20 protein-coding genes are annotated in these 17,665 nt (G+C 64.5%); 5 read left to right on the top strand and 15 right to left on the bottom strand.

Going from position 1 to position 17,665, the window contains the following annotated elements:
- Positions 1 to 9: 9 nt before the first annotated feature.
- From WN72_RS19100 to WN72_RS19085, 4 genes are read right to left on the bottom strand one after another with little or no spacing between them, the layout of a single operon-like run.
- Positions 10 to 774, bottom strand: a complete 765-nt coding sequence (locus WN72_RS19100; protein ID WP_092218559.1) for an amino acid ABC transporter ATP-binding protein — start codon at positions 772 to 774, stop codon at positions 10 to 12.
- Positions 771 to 1,628 (bottom strand): amino acid ABC transporter permease, encoded by an 858-nt coding sequence (locus tag WN72_RS19095; protein ID WP_092218561.1) that lies wholly within the window; start codon positions 1,626 to 1,628, stop codon positions 771 to 773. Before WN72_RS19095 ends, WN72_RS19100 begins: the two co-directional genes overlap by 4 nt.
- The gene (locus tag WN72_RS19090) at positions 1,625 to 2,449 is read right to left on the bottom strand and encodes an ABC transporter substrate-binding protein (RefSeq protein ID WP_092218586.1); all 825 of its coding nucleotides are present in this window, start codon (positions 2,447 to 2,449) and stop codon (positions 1,625 to 1,627) included. Before WN72_RS19090 ends, WN72_RS19095 begins: the two co-directional genes overlap by 4 nt.
- A 36-nt stretch (positions 2,450 to 2,485) precedes the next feature.
- A complete protein-coding gene (locus tag WN72_RS19085; RefSeq protein WP_244553922.1) occupies positions 2,486 to 3,409 on the bottom strand; it encodes an N-carbamoyl-D-amino-acid hydrolase in 924 nt (307 codons plus the stop codon).
- A gap of 189 nt (positions 3,410 to 3,598) precedes the next feature.
- On the opposite strand from WN72_RS19085, the gene WN72_RS19080 reads away from it, so the two are divergent.
- Complete coding sequence (locus WN72_RS19080; RefSeq protein WP_036055481.1) at positions 3,599 to 4,486, top strand: LysR family transcriptional regulator; 888 nt, start codon at positions 3,599 to 3,601, stop codon at positions 4,484 to 4,486.
- An 87-nt stretch (positions 4,487 to 4,573) separates the two neighbouring features.
- On the opposite strand, the gene WN72_RS19075 is transcribed toward WN72_RS19080, so the two are convergent.
- The 11 genes from WN72_RS19075 to dapA all read right to left on the bottom strand — a co-directional run bounded on the left by WN72_RS19075 (position 4,574) and on the right by dapA (position 13,266).
- Positions 4,574 to 5,449: a dihydrodipicolinate synthase family protein gene (locus WN72_RS19075; RefSeq protein ID WP_244553919.1), complete on the bottom strand. Its 876-nt coding sequence runs from the start codon at positions 5,447 to 5,449 to the stop codon at positions 4,574 to 4,576.
- 69 nt (positions 5,450 to 5,518) lie between these two features.
- Positions 5,519 to 6,310: an amino acid ABC transporter ATP-binding protein gene (locus WN72_RS19070; protein WP_092218599.1), complete on the bottom strand. Its 792-nt coding sequence runs from the start codon at positions 6,308 to 6,310 to the stop codon at positions 5,519 to 5,521.
- Complete coding sequence (locus WN72_RS19065; RefSeq protein ID WP_027557162.1) at positions 6,307 to 7,038, bottom strand: amino acid ABC transporter permease; 732 nt, start codon at positions 7,036 to 7,038, stop codon at positions 6,307 to 6,309. The genes WN72_RS19070 and WN72_RS19065 overlap by 4 nt, the downstream gene beginning before the upstream one ends.
- Before the next feature lie 17 nt (positions 7,039 to 7,055).
- Positions 7,056 to 7,859: a transporter substrate-binding domain-containing protein gene (locus WN72_RS19060; protein WP_244553920.1), complete on the bottom strand. Its 804-nt coding sequence runs from the start codon at positions 7,857 to 7,859 to the stop codon at positions 7,056 to 7,058.
- 14 nt (positions 7,860 to 7,873) lie between these two features.
- Complete coding sequence (locus WN72_RS19055; protein ID WP_092218603.1) at positions 7,874 to 8,176, bottom strand: DUF4286 family protein; 303 nt, start codon at positions 8,174 to 8,176, stop codon at positions 7,874 to 7,876.
- A gap of 10 nt (positions 8,177 to 8,186) precedes the next feature.
- The gene (locus WN72_RS19050; protein ID WP_092218605.1) at positions 8,187 to 9,140 is read right to left on the bottom strand and encodes a dihydrodipicolinate synthase family protein; all 954 of its coding nucleotides are present in this window, start codon (positions 9,138 to 9,140) and stop codon (positions 8,187 to 8,189) included.
- The gene (locus tag WN72_RS19045; RefSeq protein WP_027557158.1) at positions 9,137 to 9,568 is read right to left on the bottom strand and encodes a MaoC family dehydratase; all 432 of its coding nucleotides are present in this window, start codon (positions 9,566 to 9,568) and stop codon (positions 9,137 to 9,139) included. Before WN72_RS19045 ends, WN72_RS19050 begins: the two co-directional genes overlap by 4 nt.
- 3 nt (positions 9,569 to 9,571) lie before the next feature.
- Entirely contained in the window at positions 9,572 to 9,979 is a 408-nt protein-coding gene (locus WN72_RS19040) for a MaoC/PaaZ C-terminal domain-containing protein (protein WP_092218607.1), read from the bottom strand.
- A gap of 11 nt (positions 9,980 to 9,990) precedes the next feature.
- A complete protein-coding gene (locus WN72_RS19035; protein WP_035729909.1) occupies positions 9,991 to 11,154 on the bottom strand; it encodes an acyl-CoA dehydrogenase family protein in 1,164 nt (387 codons plus the stop codon).
- Positions 11,151 to 12,341 (bottom strand): CaiB/BaiF CoA transferase family protein, encoded by a 1,191-nt coding sequence (locus tag WN72_RS19030; protein WP_027557155.1) that lies wholly within the window; start codon positions 12,339 to 12,341, stop codon positions 11,151 to 11,153. Before WN72_RS19030 ends, WN72_RS19035 begins: the two co-directional genes overlap by 4 nt.
- A gap of 16 nt (positions 12,342 to 12,357) precedes the next feature.
- Positions 12,358 to 13,266: a 4-hydroxy-tetrahydrodipicolinate synthase gene (dapA, locus tag WN72_RS19025; protein ID WP_167381074.1), complete on the bottom strand. Its 909-nt coding sequence runs from the start codon at positions 13,264 to 13,266 to the stop codon at positions 12,358 to 12,360.
- Between the two features lie 184 nt (positions 13,267 to 13,450).
- Between dapA and WN72_RS19020 the strand changes: the two genes are divergently transcribed.
- Genes WN72_RS19020 through WN72_RS19005 form a run of 4 tightly spaced genes read left to right on the top strand, consistent with a single transcriptional unit; the run spans position 13,451 to position 17,663 of the window.
- Positions 13,451 to 14,536, top strand: a complete 1,086-nt coding sequence (locus WN72_RS19020; RefSeq protein WP_092218611.1) for a LacI family DNA-binding transcriptional regulator — start codon at positions 13,451 to 13,453, stop codon at positions 14,534 to 14,536.
- A gap of 3 nt (positions 14,537 to 14,539) precedes the next feature.
- Positions 14,540 to 14,908, top strand: a complete 369-nt coding sequence (locus tag WN72_RS19015) for a tautomerase family protein (protein ID WP_027557152.1) — start codon at positions 14,540 to 14,542, stop codon at positions 14,906 to 14,908.
- Between the two features lie 12 nt (positions 14,909 to 14,920).
- Positions 14,921 to 16,063, top strand: coding sequence for an acyl-CoA dehydrogenase family protein (locus tag WN72_RS19010; RefSeq protein ID WP_092218613.1), 1,143 nt, complete (start codon positions 14,921 to 14,923; stop codon positions 16,061 to 16,063).
- A gap of 16 nt (positions 16,064 to 16,079) precedes the next feature.
- Positions 16,080 to 17,663, top strand: coding sequence for an acyl CoA:acetate/3-ketoacid CoA transferase (locus WN72_RS19005; RefSeq protein WP_092218616.1), 1,584 nt, complete (start codon positions 16,080 to 16,082; stop codon positions 17,661 to 17,663).
- Positions 17,664 to 17,665: the final 2 nt, after the last annotated feature.

The following is a 17,665-nucleotide window of genomic DNA, read 5'->3' as shown; positions in this document are numbered from 1 at the left end:
CTCCCCCCATCAGATCACCGCCGCCAGAAACGCCTGTGTGCGCGCCTCACACGGCGCCCCGAGAACGTCGGCGGCGCGCCCGGACTCCACGATTGCGCCATCGTCCATGTAGACGACGCGGTCCGCGACCTCGCGGGCAAAGCCAAGCTCGTGCGTCACCACCATCATGGTCATGCCGCTCTGCGCGAGCTCCCTCATGACAGCCAGCACCTCGCCCACAAGCTCGGGATCGAGCGCGCTGGTCGGCTCGTCGAACAGCATTAGCATCGGCTTCATCGCCAGCGCCCGCGCGATCGCCACGCGCTGCTGCTGGCCGCCCGAAAGCTGCGACGGATAGGAGTCCGCTTTCGTCGCAAGCCCGACGCGCCGCAGGAGCTCGATTGCCTCGGCGCGCACCTCGCCCGGGTTGCGGCCCTGCACCTGCACCGGTCCTTCCGTGATGTTCTCCAGCGCCGTCTTGTGCGGAAACAGGTTGAAGCGCTGGAACACCATGCCGGTTTTCAGCCGCTGCTGCGCGATCTGCCGCTCGGTGAGGCGGCGCAGCTTGCCGCCCTCCTCGCGGACGCCCAGCATCTCGCCATCCAGCCAGATACCGCCGCTGTCGATCACGGTGAGCTGGTTGATGCAGCGAAGCAGCGTCGTCTTGCCAGAACCTGACGCACCGATCAGACACAGAACCTCGCCCGGCCACACGTCGAGCGAGACATTCTTGAGAGCCTGGAACTCTCCAAAGGCCTTGCTGGCGGAGCGGATCGCGACGAGCGGTTTCGTCATCGGATGATCCGTGCCGTTCCACGCGCAAAATGGCGCTCGAGCAACATCTGCAGCGGCGTCAGGATCGATACCACCAGCAGATACCAGCAACCGGCGACGATCAGAAGCTCGATGACGCGCGAATTCGCGTAGTAGATATTCTCGGCGTTGTGCAGCACCTCGGGATACTGGATCACGCTGGCGAGCGAGGTCGCCTTCACCATGCCGATGAACTCGTTGCCGAGCGGTGGGATCACCACCCGCATCGCCTGAGGCAGGATGATCCGCCGCAGCGCCCGCAGCCGCCCCATGCCGATCGCCTGCGCCGCCTCATACTGCCCGGCGTCGACCGACAGCATGCCGGCGCGCATCACTTCCGACGTATAGGCACCCTGGTTGATGCCGAGCCCGAGCAGCGCTGCGAGGAACGGCGTCATGACGTCAACGGCCCGCGCCGTCCACAGGCCGGGAATACCGATGGTCGGAAACACCAGCGCGAGGTTGAACCACAGGAGGAGTTGCAGGATCAGCGGCGTGCCGCGGAACAGCCAAGTGTAACCTGCGGCAACCGACTTCAGCACCGGATTGGGTGACAGCCGCATGATTGCCGCGACCACGCCGAGGACGATGCCGAGTGCCATCGCGAGCACCGCCATCACCATGGTGTTGACGATGCCCTGGAGGATCACCTTCGCGGTCAGGAAGCGGCTGACATAGGACCATTCGATCTGGCCATTGGCAAAGGCGCGAGCGATCGCCGCAAGCACCACGACGATCGCGGCCGCTGCCAGCCACCGCCGCCAGTGGATCTCCCGCGCGATCTGCATCTGCGAGAGATCAGGAAATCCGTCTGCGAGGGTCGGGGATGCCCTCATTGCGGCGCTGCGTTCATCATGGGCTTCTCGACCGCATTCGCACCCAGCCCAAATTTGTCGAGGATCCTCTTGTAGGAGCCGTCGGCGATCATCACCGCGAGATGTTCTGTCACTACTTCGCGCAGTGCGGCATCGTCCTTGCGGAACATGATGCCCTGATAACCCGTGGACAACTGCTCGCCGATGACGCGATATCTGCCGGCCTCCTGCTGCTGTGCATAAGGCAAGGTCTCGCTGCCCTGCACGGCGGCATCGATGCGGCCCTGCTTGAGCTGATTCCGTACATCGATCGAGTTCTCGCCCGGAACATACTGGATCGCTGGCTTGCCTGCGGCCTCGCAATTCTGCTTGCTCCACTTCTCGATCTCGAGCGGGAAAGCGGTGCTGCGCGTGGTACCGACCTTCTTGCCGCAAAGATCGGTGGCGATCTTCGCCACACTCTCGGCCATGACAAAGAATTGCGGTCCCGTCGTCAGGTAATCAATGAAATCCGCCGTCTCGCGCCGCGAGCTGCGATCCTGAATGCCGCTGATGATGAAATCGGCGCGCTTTGTCTGCAGCGATGGAATAAGCTCGGCGAACGGCGTCTCGCTCCAGACGATCTTCACACCAAGCCGCTTGGCAAGCTCGTTCGCGAGATCGATGTCGAGCCCGACCAGTTCGTTGGTCGCGGGATCGCGATATTCCATCGGTGCATAGGTCGAGTTTACCGTCAGCTTCAGCGTACCGGCTTGCTTGATCTCCGCAGGCAGTTCAGCTGCCCGCACCGAAGTGGCTGCGACGAGCACGGCAAGGCCAAGCAAAAGCGAGAGGCGTGTCATGTCAGCTCCTTTGCCAACGCTGCAACCGGCCGCGTGTCAATCCATGTCGAGAAGCGCCGGCTCGATGACACCGGCGCGTTCGGTGATCGCCCGGTATTGCTCGGGCCGCCGGTGGGCCGCAAAATTGAACATCTTGTCCTTGCCCTGACGGCAGAGATCGAGATCGATGTCGGCGACGATGACTTCGTCGGCGAGGGTCTTCGCCTGTGCAACGATCCTGCCATTCGGATCGACGATGCAGGAGCCGCCGATCAGGCCGGAGCCATCCTCGTCGCCCGCCTTCGCCACCGCAATCGCCCAGGTCGCGTTCATGTAGGCGTTGGCCTGTGCGACCAGCGTCGAATGGAAGGTGCGCAGCGCGGCATCCTCGCCGGTCCCGCCGTTCGGATCGTAGGCCGCGGAGTTGTAGCCGATGCACACGAGCTCAACGCCCTGCAGGCCGAGCACCCGCCAGGATTCCGGCCAACGGCGATCGTTGCAGATCATCATGCCCATGATCGCTTGTCCCCACGCCGAACCGGTGCGGAAGGCCGGAAAGCCGAGATCGCCATACTCGAAATAGCGTTTCTCGAGTTGCTGATAGCGCGCGCCCGCCCGCGGCTCGACCGAGCCCGGCAGATGCACCTTGCGATAGCGGCCGATGATCTCGCCGACGTCGTCGACCAGGATCGCGCAATTGTAGCGCCGGCCATCTGCTGTCAGCTCGGCATAGCCGACATAGAAGCCGACGCCGAGCGCGCGGGCGCGGTCGAACAGGGCTTGGACAGCCGGGTTCGGCATGCCGCGCTCGAAATACTGATCGAGCCCATCGCCTTCGAGCAGCCAGCGCGGAAAGAACGTCGTGAAGGCCAGTTCGGGAAACACCACGAGGCGCGCGCCTTGTTCAGCCGCCGCATCCAAAAGTTTCAACATGCGATCGAGCGTATGCGCGCGGGTGTCTGCTCTTTGCGTCGGCCCCATCTGGGCGGCGGCAGCACGAAGGACGCGGGTCAAACATTGCCTCCAAACCAAGCGGACTGCTGCCTCGTTAGGCGAACCGATTTTCCCTTCGGCAGCGCACTTTCCGCAGTGCATTACAAGAAAGCTGGACAGCGTTGGCAATCACTCGTGCTATGATATTTTCGGCCGGACTATAACGGGCACGAATAGATGAACCTGCGCCAACTCGAAATTTTGCGTGCGGTCGTTCGACACCGGACGACTGTCGCAGCAGCCGAGGAGCTGTCACTGTCACAGCCGGCGATCAGCAACGCGCTGAAGGCGATGGAGACGCAGGCGGGCTTCGCCTTGTTCGAGCGCGTCAACAACCGCCTGTTTCCGACCGCGGAGGCGATGGCGCTCTACAAGGAAAGCGAGACGATTTTTGCGCTGCATGCCAAGCTGGAAAACCGCGTCCGTGACCTCAGGGAATGTCGCACTGGGCATCTGTCGATCGTCGCAACGCCGCCGCTGGCCTACAGCATCATCCCGCCCGCATTGTCGGTCTTCCTGCGTCGGCGGCCGCAGACGCGGATGTTCTTCGACGTACGCCGCTATGAGGGTATTATCGACGGATTGCTGAGCCGGGTCGCCGAGCTCGGCTTCGTGCTCGGCTTCTCGCATCATCCGGGCATCGCGCATGAAGTGGTCCACACCGGCGAGATGGTCTGCGTCATGCCGCCGCAGCATCCGCTGGCAGACCGCGCGGTGATCACCGCGTCCGATCTCGTCGATCTCCCCTTCATCGGGCTCGAGCGTGGAACACAGTTGGGTGAGGCCGTGCGCGCGAGTTTTGCTTCGGCCGGCGCTCCATTCCAGCCGACCGTCGAGGTGCGATACTGCAACACCGCCTGCGTGCTCGCCGCGGCAGGCGTCGGCGCGGCGGTGGTGGATCCATTCTCGCCGCACCAGGCTGGCAATCAAGGGCTGGTCATACGCCCCTTCCTTCCCAAGACACCTGCTCTGGCATACATGCTGTGGTCGGAGGCCGAGCCGCTCTCGCGTCTTGCAAGAGTGTTCCTCGATGAAGTCCGCCGAGCAAGCCGACAGCTTGAATGATGGGCGCATTTACTCTGACTGCACAAGCCGACGTCGTACCTAGTCAGGCCGCCCGACCACGCGCGAAATCGTTCTGACGTGCCGCCATCATCCCTGTCCGGCGATCCGCAAGGCAAGGTCGAGTGCCCGCAACTCATCCGGTGTCGCCGGCGGCTGCGGCGGCCGCACCGCGTCGCACGACAGGCGTCCGAGCAGCTTCAGGCAGGCCTTGAGCCGCACCGTTGCCCGTCCTCCGGGCGGATCGCGGTAGATCGCAGCTGCCAGCGGATACAGCTTGTCGTGCACCGCGCGAGCCCGCGGCCAATCGCCAGCCTCCGCCGCGATCCAGAGGCTGACCACCAGTTCCGGAACGACACAGGCGAGACTGACTTGGCTGCCGGCCGAGCCGACGAGATAGCTCGTCAGCAGGTGCTCATCTCCCGAGCCGAGCACGGCGAAGTCCGGCCGCAGCTTGCGGATCAGCCTCAGATTCTGTTCGTAGGCAGCGACCTCCCAGCTGCCCTCTTTGATCGCGACGAAGCGAGGGTCGGCGACGAGTTGCTCGAGCAGCGGCGACGCATAGGCCATTGCACCCGCACCGACTGGCGCGGCGTAGAGCATCAGCGGCACGGTCGTGGCGTCGCGGATATGGCGGTGATGTTCGATAACACAGCCCTCGGCGTGACCGAGCGCCCAGCTGTTGGGCGGAAACACCAGCAGCCCGTCCGCACCCGCCTGCTCCAGCGTGGCTGCCTCTCGCGCAGCCTCCAGGCTGGATTCATGATTGACGCCAGAGACGATCAGGCAGTCCTTCGGAGCGTGCTTTCTCGCAAGCTCCACCACGCGTTGCTTTTCAGCGAAGGACAGCACGAAATTCTCGCCGGCGTGGCCGTTGACCAGGAGCCCGTTGATGCCGGGCGTGGAGGCGACCGAGGCGAGATGGGCTGCAAGCTTCGCCTCGTCGATCCCAAAGTCCGGCGTCATCGGGACGATCGTCGCAGCATGAATGCCGCGGAGCCGATCGCCAAATGTCCGCGTCCTGACCGACATCCGCTAGTGAATGATCTGGTCGAGGAACGTCCGCGCCCGCTCCGACTTTGGGTTCCCGAAGAACTCCTCCGGCGCGGCCTGCTCGACCACCTTGCCTTCGTTCATGAACACGATGCGGTCGGCGACCTCGCGGGCAAAGCCCATCTCATGGGTCACGCACAGCATGGTCATGCCCTCTTCCGCTAGCTTCTTCATGGTCTCCAGCACTTCCTTGACCATCTCGGGGTCGAGCGCCGAGGTCGGCTCGTCGAACAGCATGATCTTCGGCCGCATGCACAGTGCGCGCGCGATGGCGACACGCTGCTGCTGGCCGCCCGACAACTGCCCAGGGAATTTCTCGGCCTGATCCGGAATCCGGACCTTGGTGAGGAAATGCATGGCGAGATCCCTGGCTTCCGCCTCGGACATGCCATTCACGGTCATCGGAGCCAGGATGCAATTCTCCAGCACAGTCATGTGTGGAAACAGATTAAAACTCTGGAACACCATGCCGGTGTCGCGCCTGACGGCATCGATGTTCTTGCGCTGGCGATCGAGCTCGACGCCGTTGACGTAGATCAGGCCCTCGTCGTGCTTCTCGATGTGGTTGATGCAACGAATGAGCGTCGACTTGCCCGAGCCGGAGGGACCGCAGACCACGATCTTCTCGCCCTTGGCGACCTTGAGATCGACCTGGTCCAGCGCGGTGAAGTCGCCATAGTGCTTGTAGACCGCCTCCATGCGAACCGCAGGCTCCTCACGGAGCGCAGGCTGAGCTGCTGCATCTTCGGCCGGGTTCATCGACATCTCGCTCATGCCCGGGCCTCCACGCTCGCCTGTGCGACCGGCGTCCTGGCCGCGACCTTCCTGGACTTCGCAACACTCGATCGACCGAAATGCTTCTCGAGCCGGCGCTGTACCGCATCCCAGACCGATGTGAGGATCAGGTAATACGCCGTTGCCGCCGCATAGACTTCGAGGATCTGGAAATGCTCCTGCATCAGCATGTCGCTGCGGCGCATCAGCTCCTCGACCGAGATCACGGACGCCAGCGAGGTCGCCTTCAACAGCGAGTTGATGGAGTTGCCGAGCGGCGGGATCATCAGCCGGAACGCCTGCGGCAGGGTCACCCGGCGGAACGTCACCCATGGCGACAGGCTGAGCGCCCAGGCGGCTTCGCGCTGCCCCGCCGACACCGCCATGAAGCCGCTGCGCACGATCTCGGCGAGGTAGGCCGCCTCATTGAGGATCAGGCCGACCAGCGCGCAGGTGATCACGCTGAACTTGATGCCCAGCTGCGGCAAGCCGCTGTAGATCACGACCAGCTGGATCAGGAGCGGCGTGCCGCGGAAGAACCAGATGTAGAACCGTGAGATTCCTGACAGCACCGGATTGGACGACATGCGCATCAGCGCGATGCCCATGCCAAGGATCAATCCGCCGATGACCGCCGCCACCGTCAAGCCGATGGTGACGAGCACCCCCTTCATCAGGAAGTAGTTGAAGAAATAGTTGACGGCTGCCGTCGGACTGAAATGGCTCATCGGCTCGTCTCCGTATCTCAGGCCGGTCCGGGGCCGGCGATCGCGAGCGGCTGGTCGGCCGGCATGGCCGTCAAGCCGAACTTATCGAACAGCGCCTGATAAAAGCCGTCAGCCCGCATCGCGTTGTCAACCTGGCCCGCGAGCAACGCACTCACGACGTTGGTCGCGGTCGGGAATGTACGCATCTCGACGGCTGCGCCGCCCTTCGCCACGCTCGCATCGCTGAGTTTCTTGAGCCAGTTCATCTGGTAGCTGCTGACCTCGACCGCGGATGATTTTCCGATCAGATCGTTTTCGGTAGCAATTTTTGTACCGCTGTCGGGCGCAACCACGACCGAGATTGCCTGAACGGCGTACGGCACCATGTACATCAGCTTCGAGCGTTCCTCGGTCCAGAACATGCCGGTATTGACGCCGTCGATGCGCGCTGCGCCCAAGGCAGGAATCATGGCCGGAAAATCCATCCGGACGAGTTCGATCGGAAGACACAACCGCTTGCCGAGCTCGGCGGCGAGTTCCACGTTGAGGCCCTGCAACTGACCGTCCTTGTCGACGAATTGCTGCGGCGGATTGGTCGGATTGATCGAGAGCTGCAATTTTCCGGGCACGATCAGATTGTCGTCGGTGATTGCGGGCGTACAGGCGGCATGCACCGCCGTGGATGCGAGAACGAGTGCGGCAGTCACACCCAAGCGAAGCAGTGTCGAGACCATGTGATACCTCCAGTAAGACGCCAATGACCGATGCAATTCCTCGCCCGGGATTCCCCTCGACGTTTCTTGGATGCAGCCGGCCGGGCCTCGCGACACGGCAGGCAGCATCGTCTTCGAACTGCTCAAGCCGGTCCCGACATCGGCCTGAGCTGGATGCGCATGAAATTCCTCACCAGGGATTCGAACGGACCAAAACCCTTTACCCTCAGGAACTCAGGCGTCTCGAACGCCCATCGCCCCGCGACCTCGTACATGGCGGCGTATTTCGGTCCGTCACCGATGGAGACGAAGCGCTTGGCCGAGAGCCAGCCGGGACAAGCGAGCAGATCAGGGAAATGCTTTTGCTCGTACCAGGCGTTGAACGCAGCCTCGTGCTCAGGATCGATGTCGACCCGCACGATATGGATGAAGGCTTCATCCGGCATCAGTTGGTCCTCATGCCATGCGAATGTCGCCGGCCGCGCGCGCCGCGCCGACCGTCGTTGCAATGGCGTCGCACAGCGCAGGCAGAACCGGCAGCAGCGGCGGCCGTGGATCGGCGTTGCGGATCAGGCCGAGCGCCTTCAGCCCGACCCTCATGCGGGTGTGCATGTCCATGATCGGGGCAGGCCCATAGATGGCGCGGACGATCGGATAGAGCCGCTCGTTGACAGCGCGCATCGCCTCGAGGTCGTCGGCGAGCGAGGCCTGCCAGAGCGCTGCGAACAGCTGTGGCGCGAGGCTGACGAGGCCCGAGAGAATGCCGTCGCCGCCGACGGCCAACTGCGGCAGGAACCAGTTGAAGTTCGACGGCAGGATCGCGACCGAGGGATCGACCTGCTTCACCGCGCGGCGGTTCTCGTCATAGGCCAGCATGGTATCGCTGCCTTCCTTGACGGCGATCACGCTATCGAGGGCTGCGAGTTTCGCGAGCGTCTCCGGCGAGTAGCCGAAGCCGGACGCGAGCGGATACTGGAAGATCGACACGGGAATTCCGATCGCGGAGCTCACCGCCTGCACGAAGGCCACCGGCGCGCGCGAAGTCGCCGAGGCACCGCCGCCGAGCGGCGCGGGCGGGAACAGCACGGCACAATCGGCGCCGGCAGCTTCCGCGAGCTGGGCCTGATGGATCGCCTCCGCGGTGGAATGCGCGATGATGCCTGAAAGCAGCGGCTTGCCGCCGATCTGCCGGCGCGTCCGCTCGATCACCGCCTGACGTTCGTCGTCCGAAAGCGATCCGCCCTCGCCCGCGTGGCCGTTGACGAACACCGCCGCGATGCCATCCGGGCAAGCGCAATAGTCCAGCACGCGAGCATAGCCGTCCCAGTCGATCGAGCTGTCGTCTTTGAAGGGCAGCACGGTCGCGACCGTGACGCCGCGCAGGTCAGGTTTCTTCATCGGCTTGCTCATGACGGTTTCCGCCGCGGAAATTTGAGGCTCGCGCGAGCTTTCAGCACTTCGAGGCCGCCCTCGTTGCGGGCGCTCGCCTCCCAGATGATGGTGCGGGTTTCGTCGTGCTGCTCGGCGATCCAGACGTCGAAGGTGAGCGTGTCGCCGTAGAACACCGGACCGGTGAACCAGAAACGGTCCTCCACCGACACGCCGACGGTGCCGACCAGCTCGCTGGTCAGGATGCTGGTGCAGAGGCCCGCAACCATGATCCCCGGTGCGAGCCTGCGGCCAAAGCGCGTCGCGCCGGCATAGACCTCGTCGACATGAACCGGGCCGAAATCGCCGGTCGCGGCAATATAGAGCGCGCCATCGGCCTCGGTGATGGTCTTGCTGAGGCTGACCCTGTCGTTCACCTTGAGATCGTCGAAGGATTTCGGCTCATACATGGCTCAGACCTTCGCGAAGGGAACCAGCGTCGCGGTGCCGTCCACTACAGTCGCGCCTGAGGGTGACAGCATGCAGGTGACGCGACAGATCGCTTCATCGCCTGCGACCGAAACGATCTCGGCCCTGGCCTCGACGGACTCGCCGACGATCACGGGCGCAGCGAAATTCAGCGCGATGCTGCTGATCCGCCGCGTCGGTCCACCGAGCTGGCTGAGACAGGTCGTGGCCAGACCACCGACGGCGAGCTCGAAGGCCACCATGTTGGAGGCGCCCGCCTTCTTGGCGCGGACGGCATCGACATAGAGACCGCCGAGATTGCCACTGATGCCGGTGAACATCGCCTGCTCGGCCACCGTCATGGTCTTGCGGAAGGCGAAGACTGCGCCCGGCTTGAGAGGTGCGTGAGGCATCGGTCGTTCCCCTAGAGCTGCAAGCCGTTCTTGATGGTGCTGCGCGCAACCAGCATGCGGTGAATCTCGGAAGTGCCGTCATAGATGCGGGTCACGCGAGCGTCGCGATACATCCGCTCCAGCGGCAGGTCCTTGCTGAAACCCATGCCGCCGAACACTTGGATGGCGCGGTCGACCACCCGGCCCTGCATCTCGGACGCCGCGACCTTGATCATCGAGACCTTGTCGCGCGCATCCCGTCCCTGATCGATGTCCCAGGCAGCGTTCATCACCATCATCTTCACGCCGAAGATCTCAGTGGCGGAATCGGCGATCAGCTTCTGCACCATCTGGAAGTCGCCGATGAGCTGGCCGAACTGGCGCCGCTCGCCGGCGTGCTTGCGCATCATCTCGAGCGCGCGCTGCGCCATGCCGACCGCGCGGGCGCCGATATGGGCGAGGCGGATCTGGAGCACGCTCTGCATGATCAGCTTGAAGCCGCCGCCGACCTCGCCGAGCACGGCCGCCTTCGGAATGCGGCAGTCCTCGAAGCTCAGCTCGGCATGGCCATAGCCGCGGTGGCCCATCATCGGCTGGGTGCGCGCGACCTTGAAGCCGGGCGTGCCGCGATCGACCAGGAACAGGGTGATGCCGCCGCGTGCGCGCTTGTCCTTGTCGGTGAGCGCCATCAGGATCACGTAGTCGGCGATGTCGCCGTCACTGATGAAGTGCTTGGTGCCGTTCAGCACCCACTCGTCGCCATCGAGATGCGCCGTCGTGCTGATCGATGCGGCGTCGGACCCCGCGCCGGGCTCGGTGATCGCCATGGCGCAGATCTTGTCGCCCTTCACCGTCGGCAGCAGATAACGCTCGACCTGATCTCTCTTGCAGGCCATCAGCATCGGATAGACCTGACCAAACACACGGCGGATCAGGGCATCAGAGGTTTTCCCGAACTCTTCCTCGACCAGGCAATGCTCGACGCAGGACAGCCCACCGCCGCCGACATCCGCCGGCATGTTCATCGCGTAGAGGCCGAGCTTCTGCGCCTTGGCCTTGGTGACTGCGAGCGCTTCGGCCGGCACCTTGGCGGTCTGCTCCACCTCGTCCTCGAGCGGCTGCACCTCCGTTTCGACGAAGCGTCGGACGGTGTCGACGAGCAGGCGCGTATCCTCAGGCAGCGAGAAATCGATCATCGCGCCACTCCCACAGCCTTGCCGACGATCATGGCGTCGATGTCGGCGGCACCGTAACCGATCTCGCCGAGCACCTCGCGGGTCTGCGCACCGAGCCGCTGCGGCACCAGCCGCACCTCCGGCGTCTGGCCGTCATAGCGCGCGGGATGGGCGACCATCCGGATCGGCGCGCCGCCGGCACTCTCGGCGGTCTTGAACACACCGAGATGCTTGAGCTGGGGATCGGATTCGAGATCGCGATAATCCTGCACCGGCGCATGCCAGATCTGCGCCGCTTCGAGCGAGGGCAGCCAGCCGGCCGTCGACTTCTGCTTCAAGCGGGCTGCAACGATCCGCGTGATCTCCTCGCGCTTCGAAAAACTGTCGGCGTCGCCGAATTGCTTCAGCGCTTCGCTCTCGAGCGCGACGGCCAGCGCCTTGGGCGCGGCCATCGAGATCGCCATATGACCGTCCGCCGTGGCGTGAACACCGTACGGCCCGGGGCTGAACCACGCTGCGATACCCGCCGGCCCGCGCGGGGTCGGCGACGGTGCGCCGTTCAGCCAGGCCGTCAACGGCTCGACCTGGAGATCGATCGCAGCCTGATAGAGGTTCACTTCGACGAGCTGCCCCTTCCCGGTCTTCGTCCTTGCGAACAATGCAGCGAGAATGCTCATCGCATAGAGCGAGGCAGCATGCTGATCGACGATGACCGCGCCGACCGCCGTCGGCTCGCCATCGGCACGCCCCGTCCGCATCGCAAGGCCTGACATCGCCTGAAGCAGCAGGTCCTGGCCCGGGCGGTCCTTGTACGGCCCTTCCGATCCGAAGCCGGTTGCCACCGCGTAGATCAAGCCGGGATTGATCGCCTTCAGCGTGTCATAGCCAAGACCGAGCTTGGCCATGGTGCCGGGGCGGAAATTCTCCATCACGACATCGGATGTCGCGACCAGCTTCTTCACCGCGGCAATGCCGTCGGGATGCTTGAGATCGACGGCGATGCTGCGCTTGTTGCGCCCGGTCGCCAGATGATTGACGCTATCGCCCGCCACGAAATGATTGGCGACCGCCCAGTTGCGCTGAAACGCGCCCTCGATCGGCTCGACCGCGATGACGTCGGCGCCGAGATCGGCGAGCGTCTGCGCGGCGAGCGGCCCTGCGAGATAATGATTGAAGCTGAGGATCTTGACGCCGTCGAGCAGGTTCATCCGTTCACACCTCAGTTCAAGTGGCCGCAACCGGCGCACCGCGCCACGCGAGATCGAACGTCTTGACCAGCGCCAGCGCGGCCGCATCCTGCGCGGGAGGCAGCGGCAGCCGCGGCGGGCGCGGATGGCCGACCGCAAAGCCCATATGCCCGAGCAGCGCCTTGCTGCCGGCGACATAGGCCTGGCCGCCGACGAATTCGATCACCGGCAGGTATTTCAGATAGAGCTCGCGCGCATCCTTGATCGCGCCGTGGTCGGCGACGAGGCTGAAGATGCGGGCCATCTCCGCCGGGACCACGTTGGAGGCCACGGCCACCCAGCCCTGCGCGCCCTCGACGAAGGATTCGAAGCCGAGGATGCCGCCGAACACGGTCATCCTGTCACCGCAGAGGCGGATGATGTCGCGCACGCGCGTCACCTCCAGCGTCGACTCCTTGATATAGAGACAATTGTCGATCTCGGCGATGCGCGCCACCAGAGGCGGCTTGAGATCGACATTGGCGGTCGCCGGGTTGTTGTAGACCATGATCGGCAGCGCGATCGCGTCGGCCACCGTCTTGTAGTGATGAATGAGCTCGTCGTCGGTCGGCGTCGAATAGAAAGGCGGGATGATCATCACGCCGTCGGCGCCCAGTTTTTCAGCACGGCGACTGAGGCGGACCACCTCGCGCGTGTCCTCCGCGCCGGTCCCGATCAGGACGGGGACGCGGCCCGCGGCCTGGCGAATGACGACCTCGGCGACCAGCGCCTTCTCGTCATCGTCCATGGACAGGAACTCGCCGGTCGAGCCAAGCGGAATCAGCCCGTGAATGCCCTGCGCGATCTGCCAATCGACGAAGGCGCGCAATGCAGCGACATCGACCTCGCCCGCTGCCGTGAACGGGGTGATCATGACGGTGTAGGTGCCGCGGAACGTCTTCATCAGGGAACTGCCGGGTGTTCGGGTGCATTCAAGGGATGGACGCCGCCTGCGGAATATCCGCATGCTTTATGCAATCGTTTGCATAAATGGCTCTGCATTGGGCAACACCATCCATTTTTTGAGCTTGATCCGTGCGGAATAAGCTCTTATCGTTTCTGCAATCGTTTGCAGTCTATCGGCAGGTTTGATGAGCGTCACGCTCAAAGATGTGGCACAGGCGGCCCGTGTTTCAGTCAGCACTGCTTCCCGAGCGCTGACGGGAACCGGCCTGACCAGTGAGCGCACGCAGCAGCGCCTGGTGCGCATCGCACGCGAGCTCGGCTATCGGCCAAACCCGATCGCACGGGGCCTCAAGACCGGGCAGTCGCGACTCGTTGCACTTCTCGTCCACAATCTCACCAACGCCTCGTTCCAGGTGATGGCCGAAGTGGTGCAGGCACGCCTGAAGGCGCTGGGTTATCAAATGCTTCTGTGCATCGGTGGCGACGATCCGCAGCAGGAGAGCGACACCCTCACCACGCTGGTCGACCACCGCATCGACGGACTGATCGTGGTGCCGACCGGCAAGAATGGCGCGCAGCTCAAGACACTCGCGAAAGACGTGCCCATCGTCTGCCTGGTGCGGCGCGATGACGCGACCGATCTCGAGACCGTGCTCGCCGACGATCCGCAAGGCGCTTATCTGGGCACGCGCCACCTGATCGAGCTTGGGCACAAGCGTATCGGGCTGATCGTCGGCCGCCAAGACACGACGTCCGGCCGCGAACGGTTGTCCGGCTATGTCCGCGCGCTGCGCGAGGCCGGCATCACCAAAGACGACACATTGATTCATGCCGGCCATTTCGTGCCCGAGACCGGCGCAACCTGCACCCGCAAGCTGCTCGACCTTCCCCGCCCGCCCAGCGCGATCTTCGTCGCCAATCACGAGGCAACGCTCGGTGTCCTGCGCGTAACGGCGGAGCGGAACATCGCGATCCCCCAGGATCTCTCCCTACTCTGCTACGAGGACATGCCGTGGTTCGAATGGCATCGTCCGGCCATCAGCATCGTCGACAACGGCGCACGGGATCTTGCCAATCTCGCCGTCGACCGGCTGCTGCATCGGATGGACGCCAGGGGCAACGGCAGTGACGGCGTGCGCGAGTATCGCGTCGGCGCCCGACTGATCAAGCGCGACTCCTGCCGCCAGATCGACGTCCCGGCCCCTGTGAAATCCGCGAAGTCCAAGTCGTCTTCATCTAAATCGTCTGCGGCCAAATCCGCGAAGGTCTGATCGATGCCCTATGTCGAAGTGCTCGCCCCGCAAGTTCCATCCCAGCGCAAGGCCGCGCTGGCGCGGACCGTAACTGACGGCCTGATGTCGGCGTTCGGCGTCACCGCTGATACTGTCACGCTCTACTTCCTGCCGATTGCGCCCGACGACTACGCCCACGCCGGCACGTTCGGCGCTCAGGCCACCGGCCAGCGCATCCTGCTCAAGGTCCACGCCTTCCGCCGCAGCGAGGCCGAACGCCGCGCCGCCGCCATCGCACTGACCCGGGGCGTGTGCAGCGCCTATGGCGTGCCGGGCGACGATGTCGCGGTTTATTTCCTCGACCGTGACCGCAGCGAAGTTGCCCACGATTCCAAGCTCGCCAGCGACTGACGGGAGCACGCCATGGACCGCTTCTACAGCCAAGACCAGAAAGCCCTGCGCGAGACCGCCCGCCGCTTCGCGGAAGCCGAGATCCTGCCGCGTGCCGCTGCGATCGATCGCGAGGACCGGTTCGACCGCTCGCTCTACAAGGGCATGGCCGATCTCGGCCTGTTCGGCATCTGCCTGCGCGAAGGCGCCGGTGGCGCAGGCCTCGATGCCGTCGCGGCCTGCATCGCGATGGAGGAGCTGGCGCGCTGTTCCGGCGCGGTCGCCAACGCCTTCGCGATCCCTGTCGAGGCCGTGCTGTTCTTCGATCATCACGGCACCGAAGCGCACAAGGCGCTGATCCCCAAAATCCTGAGCGGCGACATCATTCCGGCCACCGCCGTCTCCGAGCCCGACCACGGCTCCGACGTCGCGGGTATCCGCACCAACGCCGTGCGCGAGGGCAATGGCTGGCGGCTCAACGGCACGAAAGCCTGGGTAACGCTCGGCGGCGTCGCCGACCGTATCATGGTGTTCGCGCGCACCGGCCCGGAAGCGGGCCACCGCTCCATCTCCTGTCTCCTCGTCGACGGTGCCCTGACCGGCATCGCTCGCGGCAAGAACGAGGAGTTGCTCGGCATGCACGGCCTCGACGACTGCCAGATCACCTTCTCCGACGTGCGACTTCCCGCCGACAGCGTGATGGGACCGGAGAACCAGGCCTTCAAGATGGCCATGAGCAATTTCAACTTCAGCCGGCTGATGATGGCCTCGATGGCGCTCGGTATGGCGCAGGCCGCTTTCGAGGACGCCACGACTTACGCAAAGGACCGCAAGCAGTTCGGCCAGGCCATCATCGGCTTCCAGGCGGTGCAGTTCATGCTCGCGGACATGTCGACCGACATTGCGGCTGCGCGCCTGCTGATCCATCACGCCGCGCGCCTGCACGATGCCGGCGAGCCGATCGCCAAGGAGGCGGCGCAGGCAAAGCTATTCACCACCGACATGGCGATGAAGCACGTCTCCAACGCGCTGCAGATCCACGGCGGCAACGGCTATTCGCGCGAATACCGCATCGAGCGCATCTTCCGCGACGTCCGCCTCGCCCAGATCTACGAGGGCACCAACCAGATCCAGCGGCTGATCATCGCCCGCCAGGTCGAGAAGGAGGCCGCGTGATGCGGGAAGCGCCGTCATGCTGAGCATCATCACAGCGGCGGAGGCCGCCGCTCTCATCGGCGACGCTGACACGCTGATTGTCGGCGGCAATGGCGGCACGGGCGCTGCCGAAGCCATCCTCGACGCGCTGGAGCAACGATTCCTCGGCGGCCAGGGCCCGCACGATCTGACGCTGATCAACATCACCGGCGTCGGCGCAGTGACCGAGAAGGGGCTCTGCCATCTCGCCCATGAAGGCCTGATCGCGCGCGTGATCGGCGGCAATTTCGGGCTTCAGGTGCCGTTCATGCGCCTCGTCCGAGACGAGCTGATCGACGCCTACAATTTCCCGCAAGGTGTGATGAGCCAACTCTGCCGCGCCATGGCTGCCAAGCATCCCGGCGTGCTCACGCATGTCGGCCTCAACACCTACATGGACCCGCGCCAGGATGGCGGGCGCATGAACAAGCGCACCACCGCGCCGCTCGTCGACCTGCTCGAGCTGCACGGCCAGTCATGGCTGCTCTACCGCGTCCCTGCCCCACCCGACGTCGCCATCATCCGCGGCACGTCGGCCGATGAAGACGGCTATATCAGCATGGAGCACGAGGGCACGACGCGCGAGGATCTCTCGATTGCCCAGGCCGTGCACAATGCCGGCGGCACCGTGATCTGTCAGGTCAAGCGCATCGTGAAGCGCGGCTCGATCCATCCGCAGATGGTGAAGATCCCGGGCTTCCTGATCGACCACGTCGTGCTCGAGCCCGAGCAGATGCAGACCTACGGCACCGCCTATGATCCGGCGCGCTGCGGCGAGGCGCGCGTCCCTGAGGTACTGATCACGCCCGATCCGCTCACCGAACGCCGGGTGATCGCCCGCCGCGCCGCCTTCGAATTGCGGCCGCGCGACGTCGTCAATCTCGGCGTCGGCATCTCCGCGATGATCCCCAATGTCGCGGCCGAGGAAGGCATCTCCGACCTGATCACGCTGACGGTCGAATCCGGCGTGGTCGGTGGCGTACCCGGGCATGCGCGCGAATTCGGTACCGCGATCAACCCGCGCGTCATTCTCGACCAAGCCTATCAGTTCGACTTCTACGATGGCGGCGGCCTCTCCTGCGCCTTTCTCTCCTTCGCGGAGGTGGACGAGACCGGCAACGTCAACGTCACCCGCTTCGGCGAGCGCCGGGACGGCTCCGGCGGCTTCATCGACATCACCCAGAACGCCAAGCGGCTGATCTTCAGCGGCACCATGACCGGCGGCAAGTTCGATATCGGCGTCGAGAACGGCCGCCTCGCGATCCGGCGCGACGGTGCCTTTCGCAAATTCGTTTCACAAGTGGGCCAGATCAGCTTCAGCGCCTCGCTCGCCGCGCAGCGTGGCCAGCACGTCAGCTACGTCACCGAGCGCGCCGTGTTCGAGCTCGAGAACGGCTTCGTGACCCTGACCGAGATCGCGCCGGGCGTCCGCCTCGAGGAGGACATCCTCGCCCATATGGGTTTCAAGCCGCGCATCAGCCCGCATTTGAAGGACATGGACCCGCGCATTTTCCGGTCCGGCCCGATGGGAATCGCGCAGAGCTTCAAGGCGCTGCCGGCGCGGCCACGGAAAGTCGCCTGAGG

It is taken from the genome of Bradyrhizobium arachidis (assembly GCF_015291705.1).
In the GTDB taxonomy this organism is placed as follows: Bacteria; Pseudomonadota; Alphaproteobacteria; order Rhizobiales; family Xanthobacteraceae; genus Bradyrhizobium; species Bradyrhizobium arachidis.
Note: the sequence above shows the minus strand (reverse complement) of the source record. Positions and strands in the feature narration are given on the sequence as shown.